Source organism: Kocuria sp. CPCC 205261 (assembly GCF_040981025.1).
Classification (GTDB): Bacteria; Actinomycetota; Actinomycetes; order Actinomycetales; family Micrococcaceae; genus Kocuria; species Kocuria marina.
Window position 1 is genome coordinate 237,611 of record NZ_JAVKPU010000001.1, and the last position, 21,392, is coordinate 259,002.

Annotated in this window: 20 protein-coding genes; 5 read left to right on the plus strand and 15 right to left on the minus strand. The window is 69.7% G+C overall.

Going from position 1 to position 21,392, the window contains the following annotated elements:
* Nucleotides 1-123: 123 nt before the first annotated feature.
* From groL to RF646_RS01105, 6 genes are all read right to left on the minus strand, one after another.
* A complete protein-coding gene (gene groL, locus RF646_RS01080; protein WP_368834993.1) occupies nucleotides 124-1,710 on the minus strand; it encodes a chaperonin GroEL in 1,587 nt (528 codons plus the stop codon).
* A 107-nt stretch (nucleotides 1,711-1,817) separates the two neighbouring features.
* Nucleotides 1,818-2,114, minus strand: a complete 297-nt coding sequence (gene groES, locus RF646_RS01085) for a co-chaperone GroES (protein ID WP_035959438.1) — start codon at nucleotides 2,112-2,114, stop codon at nucleotides 1,818-1,820.
* A gap of 292 nt (nucleotides 2,115-2,406) precedes the next feature.
* Nucleotides 2,407-3,162 (minus strand): ABC transporter ATP-binding protein, encoded by a 756-nt coding sequence (locus RF646_RS01090; RefSeq protein WP_144998357.1) that lies wholly within the window; start codon nucleotides 3,160-3,162, stop codon nucleotides 2,407-2,409.
* Nucleotides 3,159-4,196, minus strand: a complete 1,038-nt coding sequence (locus tag RF646_RS01095) for an iron chelate uptake ABC transporter family permease subunit (protein ID WP_368834994.1) — start codon at nucleotides 4,194-4,196, stop codon at nucleotides 3,159-3,161. Before RF646_RS01095 ends, RF646_RS01090 begins: the two co-directional genes overlap by 4 nt.
* The gene (locus RF646_RS01100; RefSeq protein WP_085106481.1) at nucleotides 4,189-5,166 is read right to left on the minus strand and encodes an ABC transporter permease; all 978 of its coding nucleotides are present in this window, start codon (nucleotides 5,164-5,166) and stop codon (nucleotides 4,189-4,191) included. Before RF646_RS01100 ends, RF646_RS01095 begins: the two co-directional genes overlap by 8 nt.
* 79 nt (nucleotides 5,167-5,245) lie before the next feature.
* Nucleotides 5,246-6,226 carry a siderophore ABC transporter substrate-binding protein gene (locus RF646_RS01105; protein ID WP_144998355.1) on the minus strand — a complete coding sequence of 327 codons (981 nt, stop codon included), beginning with the start codon at nucleotides 6,224-6,226 and terminating at the stop codon, nucleotides 5,246-5,248.
* A gap of 161 nt (nucleotides 6,227-6,387) precedes the next feature.
* On the opposite strand from RF646_RS01105, the gene RF646_RS01110 reads away from it, so the two are divergent.
* Together RF646_RS01110 and RF646_RS01115 are read left to right on the plus strand one after the other, a co-directional pair.
* The gene (locus tag RF646_RS01110; RefSeq protein WP_144998353.1) at nucleotides 6,388-7,758 is read left to right on the plus strand and encodes a class I SAM-dependent methyltransferase; all 1,371 of its coding nucleotides are present in this window, start codon (nucleotides 6,388-6,390) and stop codon (nucleotides 7,756-7,758) included.
* A 103-nt stretch (nucleotides 7,759-7,861) separates the two neighbouring features.
* Nucleotides 7,862-9,007 carry a glutamate--cysteine ligase gene (locus RF646_RS01115; RefSeq protein WP_144998351.1) on the plus strand — a complete coding sequence of 382 codons (1,146 nt, stop codon included), beginning with the start codon at nucleotides 7,862-7,864 and terminating at the stop codon, nucleotides 9,005-9,007.
* 21 nt (nucleotides 9,008-9,028) lie between these two features.
* Here the strand turns inward: RF646_RS01115 and tsaD are convergent, their stop codons facing one another.
* From tsaD to alr, 4 genes are all read right to left on the minus strand, one after another.
* Complete coding sequence (gene tsaD, locus RF646_RS01120) at nucleotides 9,029-10,108, minus strand: tRNA (adenosine(37)-N6)-threonylcarbamoyltransferase complex transferase subunit TsaD (RefSeq protein ID WP_098054353.1); 1,080 nt, start codon at nucleotides 10,106-10,108, stop codon at nucleotides 9,029-9,031.
* On the minus strand, nucleotides 10,095-10,640 hold the full coding sequence (gene rimI, locus RF646_RS01125) for a ribosomal protein S18-alanine N-acetyltransferase (RefSeq protein WP_368834995.1): 546 nt from the start codon (nucleotides 10,638-10,640) through the stop codon (nucleotides 10,095-10,097). Before rimI ends, tsaD begins: the two co-directional genes overlap by 14 nt.
* A gap of 11 nt (nucleotides 10,641-10,651) precedes the next feature.
* On the minus strand, nucleotides 10,652-11,338 hold the full coding sequence (tsaB, locus tag RF646_RS01130; RefSeq protein ID WP_368834996.1) for a tRNA (adenosine(37)-N6)-threonylcarbamoyltransferase complex dimerization subunit type 1 TsaB: 687 nt from the start codon (nucleotides 11,336-11,338) through the stop codon (nucleotides 10,652-10,654).
* Between the two features lie 106 nt (nucleotides 11,339-11,444).
* On the minus strand, nucleotides 11,445-13,397 hold the full coding sequence (gene alr / locus RF646_RS01135; RefSeq protein ID WP_368834997.1) for an alanine racemase: 1,953 nt from the start codon (nucleotides 13,395-13,397) through the stop codon (nucleotides 11,445-11,447).
* A 114-nt stretch (nucleotides 13,398-13,511) separates the two neighbouring features.
* On the opposite strand from alr, the gene RF646_RS01140 reads away from it, so the two are divergent.
* Entirely contained in the window at nucleotides 13,512-14,747 is a 1,236-nt protein-coding gene (locus RF646_RS01140; RefSeq protein ID WP_260849339.1) for a glycosyltransferase, read from the plus strand.
* A gap of 10 nt (nucleotides 14,748-14,757) precedes the next feature.
* Entirely contained in the window at nucleotides 14,758-15,555 is a 798-nt protein-coding gene (locus RF646_RS01145; RefSeq protein ID WP_144998345.1) for a phosphatase, read from the plus strand.
* Here RF646_RS01145 and RF646_RS01150 read toward each other — a convergent pair.
* The gene (locus RF646_RS01150) at nucleotides 15,515-15,958 is read right to left on the minus strand and encodes a flavodoxin domain-containing protein (protein WP_368835174.1); all 444 of its coding nucleotides are present in this window, start codon (nucleotides 15,956-15,958) and stop codon (nucleotides 15,515-15,517) included. The two genes, RF646_RS01145 and RF646_RS01150, sit on opposite strands and share 41 nt — an antisense overlap.
* Here RF646_RS01150 and RF646_RS01155 point away from each other — a divergent pair.
* Complete coding sequence (locus RF646_RS01155; RefSeq protein WP_368834998.1) at nucleotides 15,886-16,062, plus strand: hypothetical protein; 177 nt, start codon at nucleotides 15,886-15,888, stop codon at nucleotides 16,060-16,062. The two genes, RF646_RS01150 and RF646_RS01155, sit on opposite strands and share 73 nt — an antisense overlap.
* Before the next feature lie 161 nt (nucleotides 16,063-16,223).
* Here the strand turns inward: RF646_RS01155 and RF646_RS01160 are convergent, their stop codons facing one another.
* The 4 genes from RF646_RS01160 to treZ form a co-directional block, all read right to left on the minus strand.
* Entirely contained in the window at nucleotides 16,224-17,309 is a 1,086-nt protein-coding gene (locus tag RF646_RS01160) for an inositol-3-phosphate synthase (RefSeq protein ID WP_368834999.1), read from the minus strand.
* Between the two features lie 178 nt (nucleotides 17,310-17,487).
* Entirely contained in the window at nucleotides 17,488-18,312 is an 825-nt protein-coding gene (locus RF646_RS01165) for a LysE family translocator (RefSeq protein WP_368835000.1), read from the minus strand.
* Nucleotides 18,309-19,400, minus strand: a complete 1,092-nt coding sequence (gene mgrA, locus RF646_RS01170) for an L-glyceraldehyde 3-phosphate reductase (RefSeq protein WP_085106421.1) — start codon at nucleotides 19,398-19,400, stop codon at nucleotides 18,309-18,311. Before mgrA ends, RF646_RS01165 begins: the two co-directional genes overlap by 4 nt.
* A 168-nt stretch (nucleotides 19,401-19,568) precedes the next feature.
* On the minus strand, nucleotides 19,569-21,392 hold the full coding sequence (treZ, locus tag RF646_RS01175) for a malto-oligosyltrehalose trehalohydrolase (RefSeq protein WP_368835001.1): 1,824 nt from the start codon (nucleotides 21,390-21,392) through the stop codon (nucleotides 19,569-19,571).

Sequence of the window (21,392 nt, forward strand, 5' to 3'; positions counted from 1 at the left end):
TCCGGCATCCCACAGGAGCCCGGCACACCCATTCCTCCACCCACACGAGGCCGGCGACCCACCCCTCGGAAGGGATGGGCCGCCGGTCGTTCAGCGTGCGCGGGCCGGAGCCCAGACGAGAACTCAGTCCTCGTCGTCGTCCTGCTTCTCCGCCACGAGGGTCTCCGTGGTGAGCACGAGCGCCGCGATGGACGCCGCGTTCTGCAGAGCGGAACGGGTGACCTTGACGGGGTCGATGATGCCCGCGGCGAGCAGGTCCTCGTACTCGTCCGTCAGGGCGTTGTAGCCGTTGCCGGGCTCGAGGTCCGCCACACGCGCCGCGACGACGTTGCCGTCCTGGCCCGCGTTCTCCGCGATCCAGCGCAGGGGCTGGGTCAGGGCGCGCCGCACGATGGTCACGGCCGTAGCCGCGTCCCCGGTCAGACCGAGGTCCGTGCCGTCGAGCGCCTTGGAAGCGTGGACCAGCGCGGAACCGCCGCCGGCCACGATGCCCTCCTCGAGGGCCGCGCGGGTCGAGGACACGGCGTCCTCGATGCGGTGCTTGCGTTCCTTCTGCTCGACCTCGGTCGCGGCACCGACCTTGATCACCGAGATGCCACCGGCCAGGCGCGCGAGGCGCTCCTGGAGTTTCTCACGGTCCCACTCGGAGTCCGTGCGGGCGATCTCCGCCTTGATCTCCGCCACACGCTCGGCCACGGCCTCCGAGGAGCCCGCACCGTCCACGAGCGTGGTCTGGTTCTTGGTCACGGTGATCCGGCGGGCGTTGCCCAGCTGGGACACGTCCACGCCCTCGAGCGAGATGCCGAGCTCGGGGGTGATCACGGTCGCATCCGTGAGCACGGCCAGGTCCTGCATGATCGCCTTGCGGCGGTCACCGAAACCGGGGGCCTTCAGGGCCACGACGTCGAGCGTGCCGCGCAGCTTGTTGACCACCAGGGTGGACAGGGCCTCGCCCTCGACGTCCTCGGCGATGATGGTCAGCGGCTTCTTGGCCTGCAGCACCTTCTCGAGCACGGGCATGAGGTCCTGGACCGAGGAGATCTTGCCCTGGAACAGCAGCACGAAGGTGTCGTCCAGGACGGCTTCCTGGCGCTCCGGGTCCGTGACGAAGGACGGGGACAGGTAGCCCTTGTCGAACTGCATGCCCTCGGTGACGTCCAGCTCCACCTCGGTGGAAGAACCGTCCTCGATGGTGATCACACCGTCCGTGCCCACGGTCTCGAAGGCGCGGGCAATCAGTTCGCCGATCTCCATGGACTGCGCGGAGATCGCGGCCACGTGGGCCACGTCCTTGCCCTCCACGGGGCGGGCGTTGTCGAGCAGACGCTGGGCCACGGTGGCCACGGCCGCTTCCACGCCGCGCTTGATGTCGCCCGGGGCCGCGCCGGCGGCCACGTTGCGCAAACCCTCCTTGACGATGGCCTGCGCGAGGACGGTCGCCGTGGTGGTGCCGTCACCGGCGACGTCATTGGTCTTGGTGGCCACTTCCTTGGCCAGCTGGGCGCCGAGGTTCTCGTACGGATCCTCGAGCTCCACCTCACGGGCGATGGTCACGCCGTCGTTGGTGATGGTGGGTGCGCCCCACTTCTTGTCCAGGACCACGTTGCGCCCGCGGGGGCCCAGCGTGACCTTGACGGTGTCGGCCAGTCGGTTGACACCGGATTCGAGCGCTTTGCGAGCGGCGTCGTTGAACACCAACTGCTTGGGCATGTGTGCTCCTTACGAAACGAGAAGGGTGTGGAAATGACGGCGCGGTGCCCGCGTGGCCCGTTCTCGGGCGAACGTCCGGGCACCGCGCACGAAAGTCGTTGCGGGGATTACTTCTCGATGACGGCCAGCACGTCCCGCGCCGGGAGCACCAGGTACTCCTCGCCGTTGTACTTGACCTCGGTCCCGCCGTACTTGGAGAAGATGACCACGTCACCCTCCTTGACGTCCACGGGGATGCGGTTGCCCTTGTCGTCCACGCGGCCCGGGCCCACGGCCAGGACGGTGCCTTCCTGCGGCTTCTCCTTGGCGGTGTCCGGGATGACCAGACCGGAAGCGGTGGTCTGTTCAGCGGCCAGCGGCTGAACCACGATGCGATCCTCGAGAGGCTTGATGGAGACCGACACGATCTCTCCCTTTCTTCTAGGCGTGTGAGACGGTGTGCGAACGCGCCGTGTCATGGGGTCCCATGACCGCGTCCGCCACAGGCCAGTTGGCGTGCCAACCGTCGTCGCGGTGCCGATTGAGCGCCTGGCCTTTAGCACCCTCAGCATGAGAGTGCTAATCATCACTGTAGGGAGACGGGCCGCGCGCGGTCAAGGCGCGCCCGCCGCGCTCGTCTCTGGGCACAATCCGCGGGTACGACGCCGCCGTCCCCGCGGCCGCGTCAGTCGAGGCCGGCGAGCCGTCCGTGCCGCGTCAGTAGTAGACCGCGAGCCGTCCGTGGGGACCGTCGTGGCACGTGACCGGGGTGTCGAACACGCGCGTGAGGGTCTCGTCCGTCATGATCTGCTCGGGCGGGCCGAACTCCACCACGCGACCGTCCTTCACGGCGCAGATCCAGTCCGAGTAGTGGCTCGCGAAGTTGATGTCGTGCAGCACGATCAGCACGGTGCGTCCGAGCTCGTCCGCGACGCGGCGCAAGTGATGCATCATGTGCACCGAGTGGCGCATGTCCAGGTTGTTCAGGGGCTCGTCCAGCAGGAGGTACTCGGTGTCCTGGCACAGCACCATGGCCACGTAGGCGCGCTGGCGCTGACCGCCCGAGAGCTGGTCCAGGTAGCGGTTCTGCAGGGGTCCCAGGTCGAAGAAGTCGATCGACTCGGAGATGATCCGCTCGTCGTCCCGGGTGATCCGCCCGCGCGTATAGGGGAAGCGACCCAGCGCCACGAGCTGACGCACGGTGAGCCGCGCGGTGAAGTGGTTCTCCTGGCGCAGCGTGGAGACCACCTTGGCGAGTTCACGCGGCGGCGTCCTGCTCACGTCGTGACCGCCGATCTCCACGGTGCCGGCCTCGGGACCCAGCAGGTGACCCATCATGGTCAACAGCGTGGACTTCCCCGCGCCGTTGGGCCCCACGAGCGCGGTCACGCCACCGGCGGGGATCTGCAGATCCACCGGCCCGATCGCCAAGTCCGTGCCGTACTCCTTGACCAGTCCGGTCAACTGGATCACAGTCTGCCCCTCCTCAGGATCACGAAGAGGAAGACACTGCCACCCACCAGCTCGATGATGATGGACACAGCGCCCTCCGCGTAGAAGACGTTCTTCAGGACGAAATAGGCCCCGGACAGCACCGCGAAACCGATCAGCGCGGCCATGGGGAACACGTAGCGGTGGTCGTGGGTGTCCGCGAACTGGTACGCCAGGATCGCCACGAGGAACCCCAGGAACGTCATGGGCCCGATCAGGGACGTAGAGACCGCCATCAGAATAGACACCCAGAACAGGGTGAGCAGCAGCCCCCGGCGGTGGTCCATTCCCAGGTTCGTGGCCACGTCCCGCCCCATAGCCATGACGTTGAGCGTGCGGGAGTGCGCGTACAGGGCCACCGTGGCCACCACGCACAGCGGCACGGCCAGCGGGAAGTACCCGGGATCCGCGTTGGCCACCGAGCCGAACAAGCGGGCGCTGAGCACGTCGAACTCGCTCGGTGAGAGCAAGCGCTGCATGAAGGTGGACACCGCGCCGAGCCCGCCGCCCAGGACGATGCCGATCAGCAGCATCACCTGCACGTTGGCGTACTTGCCCGAGAGCAACCAACCGTAGAGCCCCAGCGCGAACACGATCATGAGGCTCACCTGCAGGGCGTACTGCGGCAGCCCCTGCACCGCACTGACCCCCACCGCACCCAGGAAGTACACCGCCGAGGTCTGGATGAGCACGTACAGGGACTCGAAACCCATGATCGACGGCGTGATGATCCGGTTGTTCGCGGCGGTCTGGAACGCGACCGTGGCCATGGCTTGGCTCACCGCCACGATCAGGATCACCACCACGCTCGTGGCCCGGGACTCGGCGATCCGCCAGAACCCCGGGGTGCCGAACGGCAGGGGGTTGTCCCACGTGAGGATGCCCGCGCAGAACACGAGTCCCGCCGCGAGCAGGGACAGCGCGGTGATCCAGTAGCGGCGGCGGTGGGCCGGGGAGACGAAGGCCCCCGACCCAGTGCGCGCCCGGTCGTGGCGCAGCGCGGTCACCTCAGACATGGCGCCGGCTTCGCAGCAACAGGGCGATGAACACCGCAGCGCCCACGATGCCCAGGATCAGGGACACGGGGACCTCGAACGGCGCGATGATCGTGCGCCCGATCAGGTCACACACCGTGACCAGGCCGATCCCGAGCAGGCACACCCACGGCAGGTTGGAGCGCAGGTCGTCGCCCCGGAACAGGGACACCACGTTGGGCACGATCAACCCCAGGAACGGCAGGTTGCCCACGACCACTGTGACCACGCCGGTGGCCGCGGCCACGAGTCCGGTGCCGATCAGGATGATCCGGTTGTAGTTCAATCCCACGTTGGTCGCGATGTCCTCGCCGAGTCCCGCCACGGTGAGCCGGTCCGCGGTGATGACCACGAGCACCGCCACGAGTGCCACGACCCAGAGGGTCTCGTACTGGCCGCGCAGCACGGACGTGAAACTGCCGGCGAACCACACGCCCAGGTTCTGCAACCGGTCCGTGACGAGCGCCAGGTAGGTGGAGATCGACCCCACCACGGCCCCGAGCATGATCCCCACGATCGGCACGATCAGGGAGGAACGCAGCGTAACCCGGCGCAGGAACGCGAAGAACACCATGGTCCCCACGAACGCGGCCACGATCGCGCCGATCATCCGTGCGCTCAACCCGGCGTCCGGGGCCAGGATCATCATGAGCAACAACCCCAGCCCGGCCCACTCGGTGGTGCCCGTGGTCGTGGGTTCCACGAACCGGTTCTGGGTGAGCAACTGCATGACCAGCCCGGACATGGCCATCGCGGCACCGGCCAGGACCAGGGCCACCGTGCGGGGAATCCGGGTCAGACCCAGGAACTGCTCACCCTGGGCGTCCGAAAGGTCCGCGACCCCCGTGACCAGGGACAGCCAGAGCAGTCCCAGGACCACCAGCAGGGCGAGCCAGAACTTCCAGTCCCGGGCCACCCCCGTGCGGGTCGGACGTTGTGCAGTGGAGACCATCACGTGTGCTTCCTGGATCATGCCGAAGCCCCGCGGGAGGCTCCCGCGGGGCGTCGGTGGTCGTGCGGGGTGGGAGGGATCAGTTGCTCCGGCCTCCCAGTTTCTCCGCGATGTCGTCGAGGATCTCGGTGTAGGTCTGGATCCCCTCGTTCGTGTAGGTGTCCGCGGGCAGGTAGACCACGTTGCCGTTCTTCACCGCGGGGACGTCCTTGAGGGCCTCGGACTTCTCGATCACCTCGGACGCCGGGCTGGCACCCTCGGAGGTCTTCACGCCCGCGTCACGGTCCAGCACGATGAGCAGTTCCGGTCGGGACTGGGCGATGGCCTCCACAGAGATGTCGTCCCCCTGGTGGTTGTCGGAGCCCTCGACCTTCAGCGCGGGCTGCAGCCCCACCATGTCGAACAGCGGGCCGATCGTGCGTCCCTTGCTCGGTGCCACGTACCCGATGTCACCACCGGAGACGATCACGCCCATCGTGGACTGGCCGTCGTAGGCGTCCTTGGCGCGCTGGGCGGCCTGGTCGAGCCCGTCGGTGAGTCGGCGGGCTTCCTCCTGCTTGCCGAAGACCTCGCCCAGGGCCGTGGTCTGGCGCTTGAGTTCCTCGTCCAGCGGCTGATCGTCGCGCGGATCCAGTTCCAGCATGGCGGCGTCCGGGACGAGCTTTTTGATGTCGTCGTAGTACTGCGTGAAGCGCTGCCCGTTGATCACGAGGTCCGGGTCCACCCCGGCGATCGCCTCGAGATTCGGTTCGCGGTGCGAACCCAGGTCCACCACGGCATCGTCGTTCGCATAGGAGATGCCGTTCGGGATCAGCTGCTTGGGGGCGGCCTTGAGCTGTACGCCCCAGTCCGCGAGCGTCTCGAACACCCGGTTGTCGGTGGCCACCACGGACTGCGGCGGTGCGGGAACGGTCTGCTCGCCCTTGTTGTCCGTGACGGTCACGGTGGCCGAGGACGCCTGGTTGTCGGAGGCGTTCTGGGCGTTGGCACCGCATCCCACGAGGGCCAGTGCCGCCACGGCACTCAGCGCCACACCGGGGATCAATCGGTTCATGGACATGGATCTTCTCGCAATCTCGCGGGGTCGTCTGTTACGGGCGGCCAGCCACTAGGTGAGCCTAACCTAATTAGGGATGCGGATCGTAATGTAAATGGTTCTGTGACGGGCGTCGCGGCCCGCGCGTTCGCCGCGGCTTCCCCGCGCCGTGATGTGATGGACGCGTGAACGCCTCCACCGCCCCCGACGACGCCGAGACCCGCAGCCTCGCCCAGCTGCTGACCCCGCAGGGGATGCGGCTGCTGGATTCGCTGGGCCCCTACGACCCGGACGCCACGCTCTCGCTCTCCCAGTCCCTGCGAGCACAGGGCCACGACCCGGAGCTCGTGGCCGCGGTCCTCACCCAGTCCCGGTTGCGCGCCAAGGCCCACGCCAAGTTCGGGGACTTCGCCCGTCACATGGTCTTCACGCGCGATGGTGTGGAGCAGGCCACCCGGTGGTCGGTGGCCGCCCTGCACGCCCAGCGGTTCGCGCAAGCGGGGATCGAGCACGTGGTGGACCTGGGATGTGGGATCGGCGCGGACTCGCTGGCCCTGGCCGCGCTCGAGCGCACGGTCACCGCGGTCGAGCGGGACCCGGTCACCGCGGCCGTGGCGACCGTCAACCTCACGGGATGGCCGCGCGCTCGCGTCGTGTGCGCGGACGCGCAGTCCTTGGACCTGGACGCCCTTGAGTCCGGTCCCGCGCAGGGCGTGTGGCTGGACCCCGCGCGCCGGGTCTCGGGTCACGGGCGCACGCGGCGGTTGTTCGACCCGGAGGCCTTCTCCCCTCCCCTGTCCTTCGTCACGGACCTCGCGGACCGGGGGCTCGCCGTGGGCGCCAAGCTCGGTCCCGGCATCCCCCACGAGCACGTCCCGCGCGCCGCGGAGGCCCAATGGATCTCACAGCACGGTGACGTCGTGGAGGTCGCATTGTGGTTCAACGCCGTGCGCCGCCCGGACGTCGCGCGCGCCGCCCTGGTCCTCGGACACGACGGCGCACCCCGCCTTCCCGGCGCCGCCGACGACACGCTCGTGCCGGGTGACGACGCGCCGGGTGCCGGGGACGGCCGGAACGGTGACGCATCCCGGGACGGTGCCGCGGCGTCGTTGGCGGCCGAACTGACCTCCGCGACGTGGGAGTCGCCCGCGGCGGAAGGGGATCTGCTGGGCGCGGTGGGGCAGTACTTCTACGAGCCCGACGGCGCGGTGATCCGCGCGGGGCTCGTGACCGATCTCGCGCAGCGCATCGGAGCGCGTCTGATCCATCCCGCGATCGCGTACCTGAGCTCGGACACGCTCGTGCACACCCCGCTGGCCACCGCGTACGAGGTGCGCGAGGTGCTGCCCCACACCGTGAAGACCCTCAAGAAGTGGGTGCGGGAGCAGGACGTGGGAACGCTGGAGATCAAGAAACGCGGCACGGACGTGACCCCCGAGCAACTGCGTAAGCAACTTGCACCCCGGGGCACACAGCGAGCGACCCTGGTCATGACGCGACTCGAGCAGGCGGGGAAGGAACGGCGCGTGGTGCTCGCCGTAAACCTCGTACACTGATACCCCTGTGTTCGGACCGCGCGCGACACCCCGGTGGTCGGCAACGACGTCCCGGTTCAGGTCACGACCGCCGATCCCGGTGCACCCATGAGAGGACCACGCCGTGCAGATTGATTTCCACAGCTCCGAACGTTCCACCCTGGGTGTGGAGTGGGAGGTCGCCCTGGTCGAGCGCGAGAGCGGCGAGCTCGCCCCGCGCGGCCAGGAGGTCCTCGATGCCCTCGTGGCGCAGCACCCGCAGTTCGGTGAGGAGGGGGACCACCCCCATGTCACGGGCGAGTTCCTGCAGAACACCGTGGAGATGGTGACCGGTGTGTGCGACACCGTGGGCGAGGCCGTGGACCAGCTCGCGGACACCCAGGACCGGATCCGGGAGATCACCGATTCGCGGTCCCTCGAGATCTTCGGCGCGGGGACCCACCCGTTCTCCCAGTGGGCGGACCAGCCCGTGGTGGACAAGGAACGCTACTTCAAGGTCCTGGACCGCGCGCAGTACTGGGGCCGGCAGATGGTGATCTTCGGGGCCCATGTGCACGTGGGCATCGACCACCGGGACAAGGCCCTGCCCGTCCTGGAGGGCCTGCTCAACTACTATCCCCACCTGCTCGCGCTGTCCGCGAACTCGCCGTACTGGTGCGGCCAGGACACGGGGTACGCGTCCCACCGGGCACTGATCTTCCAGCAGCTGTCCACGGCGGGGCTGCCCTTCCACTTCGACACGTGGGGCGAGTACGAGTCCTACGTCAACGACCTCATCGAGACCGGCGTGATCGAGGAGATCTCCGAGAACCGCTGGGACATCCGCCCCGTCCCCCGCTTCGGGACCGTGGAGATGCGCGTGTGCGACGGTCCCTCGACCCTGCGGGAGGTGGGCGCGATCGCCGCACTGACGCAGTGCCTGGTGGAGTCCTTCTCCCGTTCCCTCAACGACGGCGAGACGATCCCCGTGATGCCCCCGTGGCACCACCAGGAGAACAAGTGGCGCGCCGCGCGCTACGGTCTCGAGGCCGTGGTGATCCGGGACACCCGCAACCGCGAGCGCCTGGTCACGGAGGACCTCGCGGATCTGCTCACCGACCTGGAACCCCTCGCGGACGAGCTCGGCTGCGCCCGCGAGCTCGCCCACGTGGAGACCATGATGAGCGGGGCCGTGGGCTATCAGCGCCAACGGCGCGTGGCCCGGGAGAACGGCGGGGACCTGCGCGCCGTGGTCATGGACATCGTGGAGCGCAACCGCTCGGAACGCTGATCCGGATACGGCCCGGCAGGACTACGCCGCCGGCATCGACACCGTGGACACCGGCAGGCCGGGGTCCGCGGTGAACGAGATCCCGGTGGGCTGACGGCCTTGCGCCACCAGTCGGGAGCCCAGGGCCGCGACCATCGCCCCGTTGTCGGTGCACAGGGACAGCGGCGGGATCACCACGGGAATCCCGTGCTCACCGCACCGCGCGGTCACGACCTCTCGCAACCGGGAATTGGCGGCCACGCCCCCGCCCATGAGAAGCGTGGTGATCCCGTGTTCGGTGCACGCCAGCACGGTCTTGCGCGCGATCACGTCCACGACCGACTCCTGGAAGCTTGCGGCCACGTCCGCCACGGGGACGGGTTGATCGGCGGCGTCGAACGCTTCGACCACGCGGGCCACGGCCGTCTTCAAGCCGGAGAAGGACATGTCGTAACGGTGCGGACCGGGATTCTCGGCCGACCCCATGTACTTACCCGCCGTCAGCCCCCGGGGGAACGCGAAAGCCGTCGGGTCGCCGTCCTTCGCGGCCTTGTCGATCGCTGGCCCACCGGGGTAGGAGAGGCCGAGCAGGCGGGCGACCTTGTCGTAGGCCTCGCCGGCGGCGTCGTCGATCGTGGCGCCCAGGAGCCGCACGTCGCTCGTGATGTCGGGGACGGCCAGGATCTCGGTGTGGCCCCCGGAGACGAGCAGCGCGCCCAGGCCGTCGGGCAGCTCACCGCGGTCGTCGAGCAGGCCCACCCCCACGTGGGCCACGAGGTGGTTGATCGCGTACAGGGGTTTGCCCGTGGCCACCGCGAGTGCCTTGGCCGCCGCGACGCCTACCATGAGCGCCCCGGCGAGCCCGGGCCCGGAGGTCACGGCGATCGCGTCGAGCTGGTCCAGGGTCACACCGGCGTCGTCGAGCGCAGCACGCACCGCGGGGACGAACGCCTCGAGGTGCGCGCGCGAGGCGATCTCGGGGATCACGCCGCCGAAGCGCACGTGTTCGGCCATGGACGAGGACACCGTGTTGGTGAGCAGCTCGGTGCCCCGCACGATCCCGATACCCGTCTCGTCGCACGAGGACTCGATGCCCATGACGAGCGGTTCAGCGGTGTTCATGAATGGTCCTTCCGTCCGCGCTGCGGGTGGGCTCCTTCGCGGGGACCAGTTCGCAGCGCATGATCAGCGCGTCGTGGCCGGGCCCGTAGTAGTGCGCCCGGGTGTGGATGTGGTGATAGCCGAAGTGGCGGTACAGCTCTTGTGCCCGCGGATTGTCCGCCCGCACCTCGAGCATCATCTCGGTGGCGCCGCTGCGAATCGCGGCCTCGTGCAGCACGCGCAGCAGGGCACTGCCCAGGCCCTTGCCCTCGTGGTCCTTCGCGACCGCGATGGTCTGCACATCCGCGACCGGCGGGATGCTCATCATCCCCGCGTAGCCCACGATCTCCCGGTCCCGGGTGAGCACCCAGTACTGCCGTGTGGGGTGGGTCAGTTCCTCGTGGAACATGTGCCGGGGCCAGGCGTCCTCGGGGAACAGGACGGTCTCCAGCGCGTACACGTCGTCGAGGTCCCCAGGTTGCATGGGGCGCAGCGCGTAGCCCGCCGGTAACGACGACGCCGCTCCCACCGCAGCCGCGTGCCCTCCCGTCATGGGGTGGCCCGTCACCGGGTGGCCCGCTTGGGGGATGCGGGCACCTTGGCGTCGGAATCGCGCAGGTACAGGGGGGACGTGTCGGTGCTCAGTTTCTGACCGCGGCTCGTGATCGCCCACGCCGCCCGGGCGAGATCCGCGGCGGAGGGGTGCAGGTCCGAGAATCCCGGGACCGCGTGCGACAACCGATCGGAGTAGAGCCCCGCACCGGAGCCGTAGCACGGCAGCGCGGGAACGTCCTCCGGGGGGCCAACCCGGGGATCGCCCAGCGGGGTGATCACGGGTCCGAGCTCGTCCTCGTGCACCCGGTAGTCGCGGCGGTAGAGCTCCTTGCGGCGCGCATCGGTGACCACCACGAACTCCGCATGACCCGCGGCGAGCGCCTCCGGGGCCACGTGGAACGCCGCCGCGTCCAGGGAACACACCCCATGGACAGGCAGGGCCCAGGCAAAGCCCAAGGTGCGACCGGTCACAAGTCCCGCGCGCAGACCCGTGAACGGTCCGGGACCGGTGCCCACGAGAACGGCGTCCAGGTCGGTGCCGGTGAGGCCCGCCTCCGCCATGAGGTCGTGCACGGCGGGAGCCAGGGCCTCGGCGTGGGATCGGGTGTCGACGGTGTCGAACCTGCTCAAGACCTCACCGTCCCGGGACAGTGCCACGGACGCGATCGACGAGGAATCCAGACTCAGCACAAGCACCCGAACAGTCTAAGCCCGGCCCCGCAACCGCTCCGGGCCCCGGCGACCGCCAGCCGCCATCACTCCGGGCTCCGGCCGCCCCTCGCCCCGGCACTACGTGGCGAGGTCACAACTGGAGGGGGTCCGCCCAACGGGGTCCGTAGCCGCGCACGATCACCGCGCGCGGTTCATCGCTGAGTTGCTCCGCGGATTTCCACTCGTCGTTGAGGGCGCGGATCACGTCCGCCGCGGAGGGGGAATGGCCCTCTCCGTCGGAACCTGATCCGCCGGAGAGCACCGCCCCACGGAGATCCGCGGGGTCCTCACCGTCCGTGGTCCCCACGGTGGACTCCGCACCCGTCGCGTCCGACACCGGATCCGCCGAACCGGGCCCGTCCTGCGTACCCCGCGCCCGGACGATGTCGATCACCAACCGGGAATCGCTGAGGTGTTCCACCTTGCCGGTCCCCCACTCCACGACGGTCACGCACGTGTCCACGGTGTCCTCGAGGTCGATGTCGTCCACGTCCGCCGCGGAGTCCAAGCGATAGGCGTCCACGTGCACGAGATCGGGTCCGCCCGGGCGGGGCCCGTCCGGATCGTTGGGGTGCACGCGGCTCAACACGAACGTGGGGGATATGATCCCGTCGCGCACGCCGAGGCCCCGGCCGAGCCCCTGGGTGAACGTGGTCTTCCCGGCGCCGAGGTCACCGTTGAGCATGACCAGGTCCCCGGCCCGCAGGTGCTCGGCCACCCGCTCGGCGAGCACCCGGGTGTCATGAGCGGTGTCGGGATGCCGAGTCACGGTCCAGGCGGCACCGTCCGCCGCGCTCCCGGCTGTTCCGAGGCCGTCGGCATCGGGAGCGTTCACGTACTCCCGGGGTACGCGCGGCGAGATCCTCGTGACGATCTCGTAGTTGATCGTCCCCGCGGCATCCGCCCACCGCGTGGCGGACGGGTCCTCCCCTGCCCCGAACAGCACGGCCTCGTCCCCCACGCGCACGGGCGGTTCCGCCGCGGACGAGTCCACTCCGGGCGGTTCCGATCCGGACGACGACGCCGCGGGCTCCCCGCCCCGTGACAGGTCCACGACGCACTGGTCCATCGCGATCCGCCCCACCACGGGGTACACCCGGTCCCCGATCCGCACGGGGGGGCCCGTGGCTACCCGGGGAACGCCGTCGGCGTAGCCCAGCGGGATCAGCGCAAGGTGCGTGGGCCCGGTGGTACGGTACGCGAAACCGTACGAGACCCCGTGGCCCGCGGGAACGGCTTTGACGTTGGCCACACGGGCCCGCAGGGTCATGGCCGGGCGCAGGCCGAAGTCCTCGGGGGTGCGATCCGCGAACGGGCTCAGCCCATACAGGCCCAGCCCCACCCGCACGGCGTCGCGGAGCATGAGATCGGGATCCGCCATGTCCTGTGCCCCGAATAATCCGGGGGTGTTGGCCGCGTGGATCAGGGTGGGGTCCAGGCCCGCGTCGCGCGCGATCCGCACCGCATCGCTGAGTGCGTGCAATTGCGCAACGGTCTCGGCCTCGCGCTGCGGTTCGTCCGCGACGGCGAGGTGCGTGAAGATCCCTTCCACGCTCAGCAGACCGGCGTTCTGAGCGGCCACCACGCGCTCGACGAACCCGGGCCACTCCTCCACCGTGGCACCGTTACGGCCGAGCCCGGAATCGAGTTTCAGGTGCACCGTGGCCGGGGTGCCCGTGTCGCGGGCGGCGGCCAGAACGGCGTCGAGCTCCCACCCGTTGATACCCAGGCGGACGTCGCGTCGCAGCGCCTGTTCGAAGTCCGTGGCAGGGGTGTGCAGCCACGCGAGCACGGGGGCGGTGATGCCCGCGTCGCGCAGGGCCACCGCCTCGGACGCGTGCGCCGTGCCGAGCATATGGGCGCCGGCGGCGAGCACCGCGCGCGCCACCGGAACCGCCCCGTGGCCGTACGCATCTGCCTTGACCACGGCGATCAGCGTGCGCCCCCGGGCGAGTTCCGCGAGGCGCCGCACGTTGTGCTGCACGGCGGAGAGGTCCACCACCGCGCTGCGTTCGCTGGGTTGCCGGGGCTGTCGGTCTGTCATCGCACTCACCATTCCATTGTGCCCTGCGCCGCCGGCGCGCCCGGCCCCGCCCGAGTCACGCGCACTCGTTCCCGGGCGGGCGGTCGCGGTACGCCGCCCCAGTAGGCTGGTCGCGTGTCCTCTCCCGATCGGCCCCGTGTCCTGCTGCTGAGCATGCACACGTCCCCCGTGGACCAGCCCGGGACCGGGGACGCCGGTGGCATGAACGTGTACGTGTGGCACCTAGCCCACGCGCTCGCCCACGCGGGCTGGGCCGTGGACATGGCCACCCTCGATCGCGATCCGTCCCATTCCCCCGGCATCCGCACGACGGACCTCGCCCCGGGCGTGCGGCTGCTCACCGTGGCGCTCGCGGGCGCCGCAGAGGTCCCCAAGGAGGGCCTGCCCCGGTTCGCTCGTGCCTTCGGCGAGGCCCTCGCACAGCATTACGCCGACGACGCCGCGCCCGTCGTGCACGCCCACTACTGGCTCTCCGGCGTGGCCGGGCTCCACGTGGCCAGCTTCCTCCGGGCTCCCCTCGTCCTGACCCTGCACACCTCCGCCGCCGCCAAGAACCTGCGCGCCGGATCGGACGAGTCCCCCGAACCGGCCGAGCGGGAGGCCGCCGAACGAGAACTGATCGCCCACGCCTGCCGCACCGTGGTGAACACCCCCGCGGAACAGCGGCAGGTCGTGGAGCTGTACGGCGCGGATCCGGCGAGCGTGGTCGTGATCCCGCCCGGGGTGGACCCCGAGGTCTTCCACCCGCCGGTCCCGGACGAACGGGACGAGTTACGGAACGGGCCCTTCACCGTCCTGTCCGCGGGACGCATGCAACCCCTCAAGGGACAGCAGATCCTGGTCCGCGCGCTCGGAGAGTTGCACCGCAGTCACCCCGACGTTCCCGTTCGCTTGATCCTGGCCGGTGTGGGCTCCCCCGGCTTCCTGGCCCACCTGCGCGAGCTGGCGGACGCGGGGGGCGTGGCGAGCGCCGTCGACTTCCGCGGCTCTCTGCCCCGCGAGGACCTCGCCCGACTCATGGGCCGGGTGGACGCGGTGGCCGTGGCGTCGTCGTCGGAAACGTTCGGGCTCGTGGCGGTCGAGGCCCAGGCGTGCGGGACGCCCGTCCTGGCCACGGACGTGGACGGACTGCGCTACGCCGTGCGCGACGGTGAGACCGGCCGGCTCGTCCCGGACCGCGAGCCCGCGAGCTGGGCGGACGCACTGTACCGCGCGGCCCGGGACCCGGGCGCGTGGCGAGCAATGTCACACGCCGCTCGGCTGCGAGCGCGCGAGCTGACGTGGGACGACGTCGCCGCGCAGCACGCTGCGGCCTACCTCGCCTGTGCGGCGCGCGAGCACGACGCCTAAACTTTCCCGTGTGACCACCGCGTACCTGAGCCGTGATTCCCTTGCCCGTTACCTGGACCGCTCCCGGATCACCGGGGCCGTCGCGACCCCCCGTGAAGCCAACCTCCGCAACATCCAGGGTTTCCTGGACGGGGACCAGCACCAGCACATGGGGGTCGAGCGCACCAGGGACTGGGATTTCGACTCCGTCTTCGAGCTCATGCGTGACCGCGTGGGGATCAACGACGACCCCGAGTACGCCGAGGGCCAGGACTTCATTTCCGCGCAGCTGTGCGTGGCCGGACTCGACCGCTACGCCGAGCTGTTCAGCCGCGCGGTGCAGGGCCGCAAGCGGTTGTTGTTCGCGACCGGTCATCCCTCCGGCCTCGCGCCCGTGTACGCCCGGCTCGCGCGGGTGGCCCGCAAGTCCGGGGCGCGCGTGCTGCGCTTCGACGAGGCCCTGCCGTTCGAGGACGGGGACGTCCGCCAGATCGAGGACGTCGTGATGGTCGAGCAGTACGGCGGCCTGCGCCACACCCACTTCCCCGAGCCCATGCAGCTGGTCCTCGATCACCTGCGGGACCAGGGCCGCGAGGCGCCGGACCTCGTGATCGCCGATCACGGGATGGCCGGGTACGCGGGCTCGCGGGCGGGGCTGTCCACCATCGCGATGGGTGACTGCAACGACCCCGGGATCTTCGTCGCTGAGGCCCAGGGGCAGGTGGAGGTCGTGGTCCCGCTGGACGACAACGTCCCCCCGCACCTCTACGACCCCGTGGTGGACTACATCATTTCCCGTGCGGGGCTCGCGGGGCAGGAACGCGGCTGAGTTCGGCGATCCCGTCCAACCAGTCGCACGCCTGCCGCGCGGGCGGTCGGCCCTCGGCGGCGTCGTGCCGACCCGCGTCCCCGAACCGGGACGCGCCCGCTGCCGCGAGGGTCTCGTCCAGCACGACGACGCCGCGCGCGAACGTCTCCCCGTACGTGCGGTCCCCAAGGCCGAACGCCGCGTAGCGCACGCCGCTCAGATCCGCGGCTCCTTCGGCCACTGCCGTCGCGAAGGCCCGCGCGGACGTGGGCAGTTCGCCGTCCCCGTACGTGGAACACACCACGACGTGCGGGTGGGAGGTGTCCAGAGCGGCGGGGTACGTTCCTGGGCGTGGGGGCGGAGCTGAGTCGGGAGGGACTACCCGTGGTGTGCCGCCCGGTGTCCCCGGGGAGCGAACGGGAATCGGTGGTGCTGGCCTGGCCGCGGGGTGTGGCCATGCCCCGGCGGGTCCGGGCGGTCGCGGACCTGGCGCGCGCGTCCGCCGAGGGCTCGGCGGTCTTCCGCTGAACCGCGCGAGGGCCGGGCCGTACGCCCGCCCCCAGGGACCCGGGCCGCCGCACCCGCGGGCCCGGGCCAGCGGCAGGACGCGCGCCCCCGGACGCGACCGAGGGCCGCCCGGTACGTGCCGGGCGGCCCTCGCGGCGTCGTCGTGCGGAGCTACGGGACGATCAGCGCTCGACCTCGCCGCGGATGAACTTCTCCACGTTCTCGCGGGCGGTGTCGTCGTCGAACTGCTCGGGCGGGGACTTCATGAAGTAGGAGGACGCCGAGGTCAGCGGTCCCCCGATGCCGCGGTCCAGGCCAATCTTCGCAGCGCGGATCGCGTCGATGATCACACCGGCGGAGTTGGGCGAGTCCCACACCTCGAGCTTGTACTCGAGCGAGATCGGGGCGTTGCCGAAGCCGTGGCCCTCGAGGCGGACGAAGGCGAACTTGCGGTCGTCAAGCCACCCCACGTAGTCCGAGGGTCCGATGTGCACGTCCTTGGCCCGCATCTCGTGCGGCACGTTGGACGTCACGGCCTGGGTCTTGGAGATCTTCTTGGACTCGAGCCGCGAGCGCTCGAGCATGTTCTTGAAGTCCATGTTCCCGCCCACGTTGAGCTGGTACGTGCGGTCCAGGACGTAGCCGCGGTCCTCGAGCAGCTTGGCCAGCACGCGGTGGGTGATGGTCGCGCCCACTTGGGACTTGATGTCGTCGCCCACGATCGGCACGCCGGCGTCCGTGAACTTCTGCGCCCACTCGTCGGTCCCGGCAATGAACACGGGCAGGGCATTGACGAACGCCACACCGGCGTCGATCGCGGCCTGCGCGTAGTAGCGGTCGGCCTCCTCGGAACCCACCGGGAGGTAGGAGACGAGCACGTCCACCTCGCGCTCGCGCAGCACCTGCGCGACGTCCACGGGCTCGGCGTCCGATTCCGTGATGGTCTCGCGGTAGTACTGGCCCAGCCCGTCCAGGGTGGGTCCGCGCTGCACGTTCACGTCCAGGTGGGGGACCTTTGCGATCTCCATGGTGTTGTTCTCGGAGGCCAGGATCGCCTGGGAGAGGTCCAAGCCCACCTTGGCGGTGTCCACGTCGAACGCGGCCACGAACTGCACGTCTCCCACGTGGTAGTCACCGAAGCGCACGTGCATGAGCCCGGGCACGGTCTCGGAGGGGTCTGCGTCCCGGTAGAAGTGGACGCCCTGGATGAGCGATGTGGCGCAGTTGCCCACACCGGCAATGGCCACTCGGATGGGATTTTCGGACACGGTTCTCCTCAGCTCGGGTGATGACGGCCACGCGCACCTCGCGCGTTCGTGCGTGGGCACCGCATCCCGCCGTGCCACGCCGCACGCAACCGACTCCACAGTCTAGCCACGCGCTCGGACGTGCCTCGCCCGGGCACCACCGTGACGACGACGCCGCTGCCGCCCTCACGCTGCACGGTCACCCGGCCAGGACGACCTCCACGAGCAACAACACCGCGACCAGCAAGAACACGACCCCGGCCACAATCTCGACCTCGGCTGAGCGTGTTTGGAACCGCCGCGCCAAGGCGGGGACGGAACCGAACCACGCGACGGCCAGGAACCACGCCAAGCCCACGGCCATGAGCAGCGCCAGGGCGATCAGTCCCTCCCACCACAGGATGTCCGCGGGAACCACGGTCGCGAACAGGGCGATGAAGAAGACGATCGCCTTGGCATTGGCCAGGTTGGTGATCGTCCCCTGGAGCAGGGCCTTGCCCGATGTGAGGTTGCGGGTCCCGAGCAGACCTCCGGCCTTCGAGAACGCGGGACCCCCGATCGTGCCCGCGGATGCGGCGGGGCTCGCGGCGACGTCGGGGTCCACTGGTCCGCTGAATCCGGCCGAACCGCCGGGGCCGTCCTGCCCGTCGGTGCAGACCCGCGCGGCGAGGCCCGCTCGTGCCTCGGGATCCGAGGTCTCCGCGTGACCCGTTCCACCGCGATTCAGCGCGCGCGCGGCCAGCCCGGCGCGCAGGGATCCGTAGCCCATGCGCGCCAGGAACAGGGCACCGGCGATCTGGATCACAAGTTTGAGCACATGATTGCTGTTGATCACCAGCGTCACGCCCGTGAGCGAGAGCGTGATCCACATGAGGTTGCCGACCATCACCCCCGCCGCCGTGAGCATGGCCTTGCCACGTGTGGTGAGGAACGCATTGCGCAGAATCACCAGGACGTCCGGACCCGGGGAGATGATCCCCGCGATCCACAGTCCCAGCAGCGCGGCGTACTGCGCGGCGGTCATACGTGCTTGGACGCGGTGGCCGCCCCCCAGATGTTGATGTCCGCGTCCGAGACCAGCTCGTCGATCCGCTGCAGTTCGTCGTCGGAGAAGTCCAGGTTCTGCACGGCGCGGGCGGAATCGGTGATCTGCTCGGGCGAGGACGCGCCCACGAGCGCCGTCGTGACCTGTCCCTCCGCCTGCGGACGCAACACCCACGCGATCGCCATCTGGGCCAACGTCTGCCCGCGGTCCCGGGCCATCGCGTTCAGTTCCCGAATCTGATCCAGGGTGTTCTCGCTCAACCAGTCCGGGTTGAGTGACTTCCCAGCGGCCGCGCGGGAGTGCTCGGGTACACCGTTCAGGTACTTGTCGGTGAGCATGCCCTGGGCCAGCGGGGAGAAGCTGATAGAGCCCATGCCCGCTTCCGTGAGCGCGCCCAGCAGGTTCTTCCCGTCCGCGTGCTCGTCCGGCTGCTCGATCCAGCGGTTGAGCATGGAGTACGAGGGCTGGTGGATGAGCAGCGGAGTGCCCAGCTCCCGCATGATCCCCTGCGCGGCGAGCGTGAGGTCCGCGCTGTAGGACGAGATCCCCACGTAGCTCGCGCGGCCCGAACGCACGATATGGTGCAGGGCACCCATGGTCTCCTCGAGGGGAGTGTCCGGGTCCGGGCGGTGGTGGTAGAAGATGTCCACGCGGTCCAGGCCCATGCGTTCGAGCGACTGGTCGATGGAATCAAGCAGGTACTTGCGTGAACCGCCCACACCGCCGTACGGGCCGGGCCACATCTGCCACCCGGCCTTCGTGGAGATCACGAGTTCCTGGCGGTACCGGGCGAAGTCCTCCCGTAGGATGCGCCCGAAGTTCAGCTCCGCGGAGCCCGCGGGCGGGCCGTAATTGTTGGCCAGGTCGAAGTGCGTGATCCCCAGGTCGAACGCCCGGCGCAGCGTGGCCCGCATGGTCGCGAGCGGGGTGTCATCGCCGAAGTTATGCCACAACCCCAGAGACAGCGCGGGCAGCTTCAGCCCGGAGTTGCCCACCCGCCGGTACGGCATGGTCTCATAGCGGTCCTCGGCCGCGGTCCACACGGTGTTCTCACCAAAAGTCAGCATGGGGTTCAGTGTGCCACCTCGCGGGCGGGGCTGACTCGAAGCAGGTAACGGTCACGTCCCGGGCCCGGTACCGCAGCCCGCACGACGACGCCGCGGCGGGGCCCGCGCGGCCCCCATGGAATCCCGCCGCACACACCGACGCCGCGCAGAACGACGCCACACGCATAGCTACACGCGCAGCACCACCGCCGTCTCCGGCGCGAGCCGCACCGCGCCCGGCGTCGCCGTAATGTCAGGGTCCGTGCCACTCGCGAAGAGCACCCGCGGGGCGTCACCGCCCATGAGCGGCAGCTCGCGTTCGGAGTCCGAGAGGTTCACGGCCACGACCACGCCGTGTTCGGACTCCGGCTCGCTCATCCGCTTGAGCACGAACCACTGCTCGGAGTCGCTCGCCTGGGTGGCCACGGTGGCCCAGTTCTGATCGGTGAGCTCCGGGGTGTCGTGGCGCAGCGCGATCAGCTCCCGGTAGGCGTCCAGGATGCGCTGGTGCTCACCCTCGTGCACCTCGCCCCAGACGAGCTTGGAACGTTCGAACGTCTGCGGGTCCTGGGGATCCGGGACGGTCGCGTGATCCCAGGCCATCGCGGCGAACTCCGCCTTGCGGCCCGTGGCCACGGCCTCCCCCAGCTCGGGTTCGGGGTGGGCCGTGAAGAACTGCCACGGCGTGCTGGCCCCGAACTCCTCGCCCATGAACAGCATGGGCGTGTAGGGCTGGGTGAGCAGCCACGTGGCGGCCGCGATCGCCCGGTCCACGGTCATGCCGTGGTTCATCCGGTCCCCGGCCGCGCGGTTGCCCACCTGGTCGTGGTTCTGCAGGAACGTCACGAACTGCCACGGCCGCTGCTCGGCAGGATCGATCTCCCGGCCGTGCGAGCGGCCCCGGAACGTGGAGTACGTCCCGTTGTGGAAGTACGCCGTGTGCATGGTCTTCTCCAGGGCGTGCAGGGACGCGAAGTCCCCGTAGTACCCGTGGGTCTCCCCGGTGAACGCCACGTGCGCGGCGTGGTGGACGTCGTCGAGCCACTGCGCGTCCATGCCCAGACCGTGCCCGTCCGTACCCGCGATCATGCGGGGGTCGTTGAGGTCGGATTCCGCGATGGCCACGAGCTCCTTGCCCGTGCGCTCGGACTCCGCGGCGATGCGCTGGGCGATCTCCTCCAGGATGTGCGTGGCGCGGGAATCGGCGAGCGCGTGCACGGCGTCCAGGCGGAACCCGTCCACGTGGTAGTCGCGCAGCCACATGGTGATGTTGTCCAGGATGTACTCGCGCACCCCGTCCGAACCCCACCCGTCCAGGTTGATCAGATCGCCCCAGCTGGAGGCCCCGGGCTTGAAGTACTCCGCGAACAGCGGCAGGTAGTTCCCACTGGGTCCCAGGTGGTTGTAGACCACGTCCTGGATCACGGCGATGCCCTTGGTGTGGCACGCGTCCACGAACCGCTGGTAGGCCTCGGGGCCGCCGTAGGACTCGTCCACGGTGTACCAGGCCACACCGTCGTAGCCCCAGTTGTGGTCCCCGTTGAACCCGTTGACGGGCAACAGTTCCACGGCGTCCACGCCGAGGTCCACGAGGTGGTCCAACTTGCCGATGGCCGCGTCGAGCGTGCCCTCCGGGGTGAACGTCCCGGGGTGCAGTTCGTAGAGCACCGAGTCCCGCAGCGGACGCGGCCGCCACGCGGCGTCGTGCCATTCGAAGGCGTCCGGGTCGAACGTGCAGGACAAATCGTGCACACCTTGCGGCTGGCGGCGTGAGCGCGGGTCTGGAAGCACCTCGGACACCGAAGTGCGTTCTTTGTCCGTGCCCTCGTCGAAGACCTTGGTCAGCAGGTAGCCGTAGCGCACGGTGCCCCGGGGGACGTCGGCGTCGTCGGGCAGCGTCCACCAGCCGGGGCGATCGGCCAGGCCCTGCATGGGGTGGTCCACACCGTCGATGCGGACGGTGACCTTGCGGGCGTGGGGTGCCCACACGTCGAAACGATGGTCCTGGGTCAT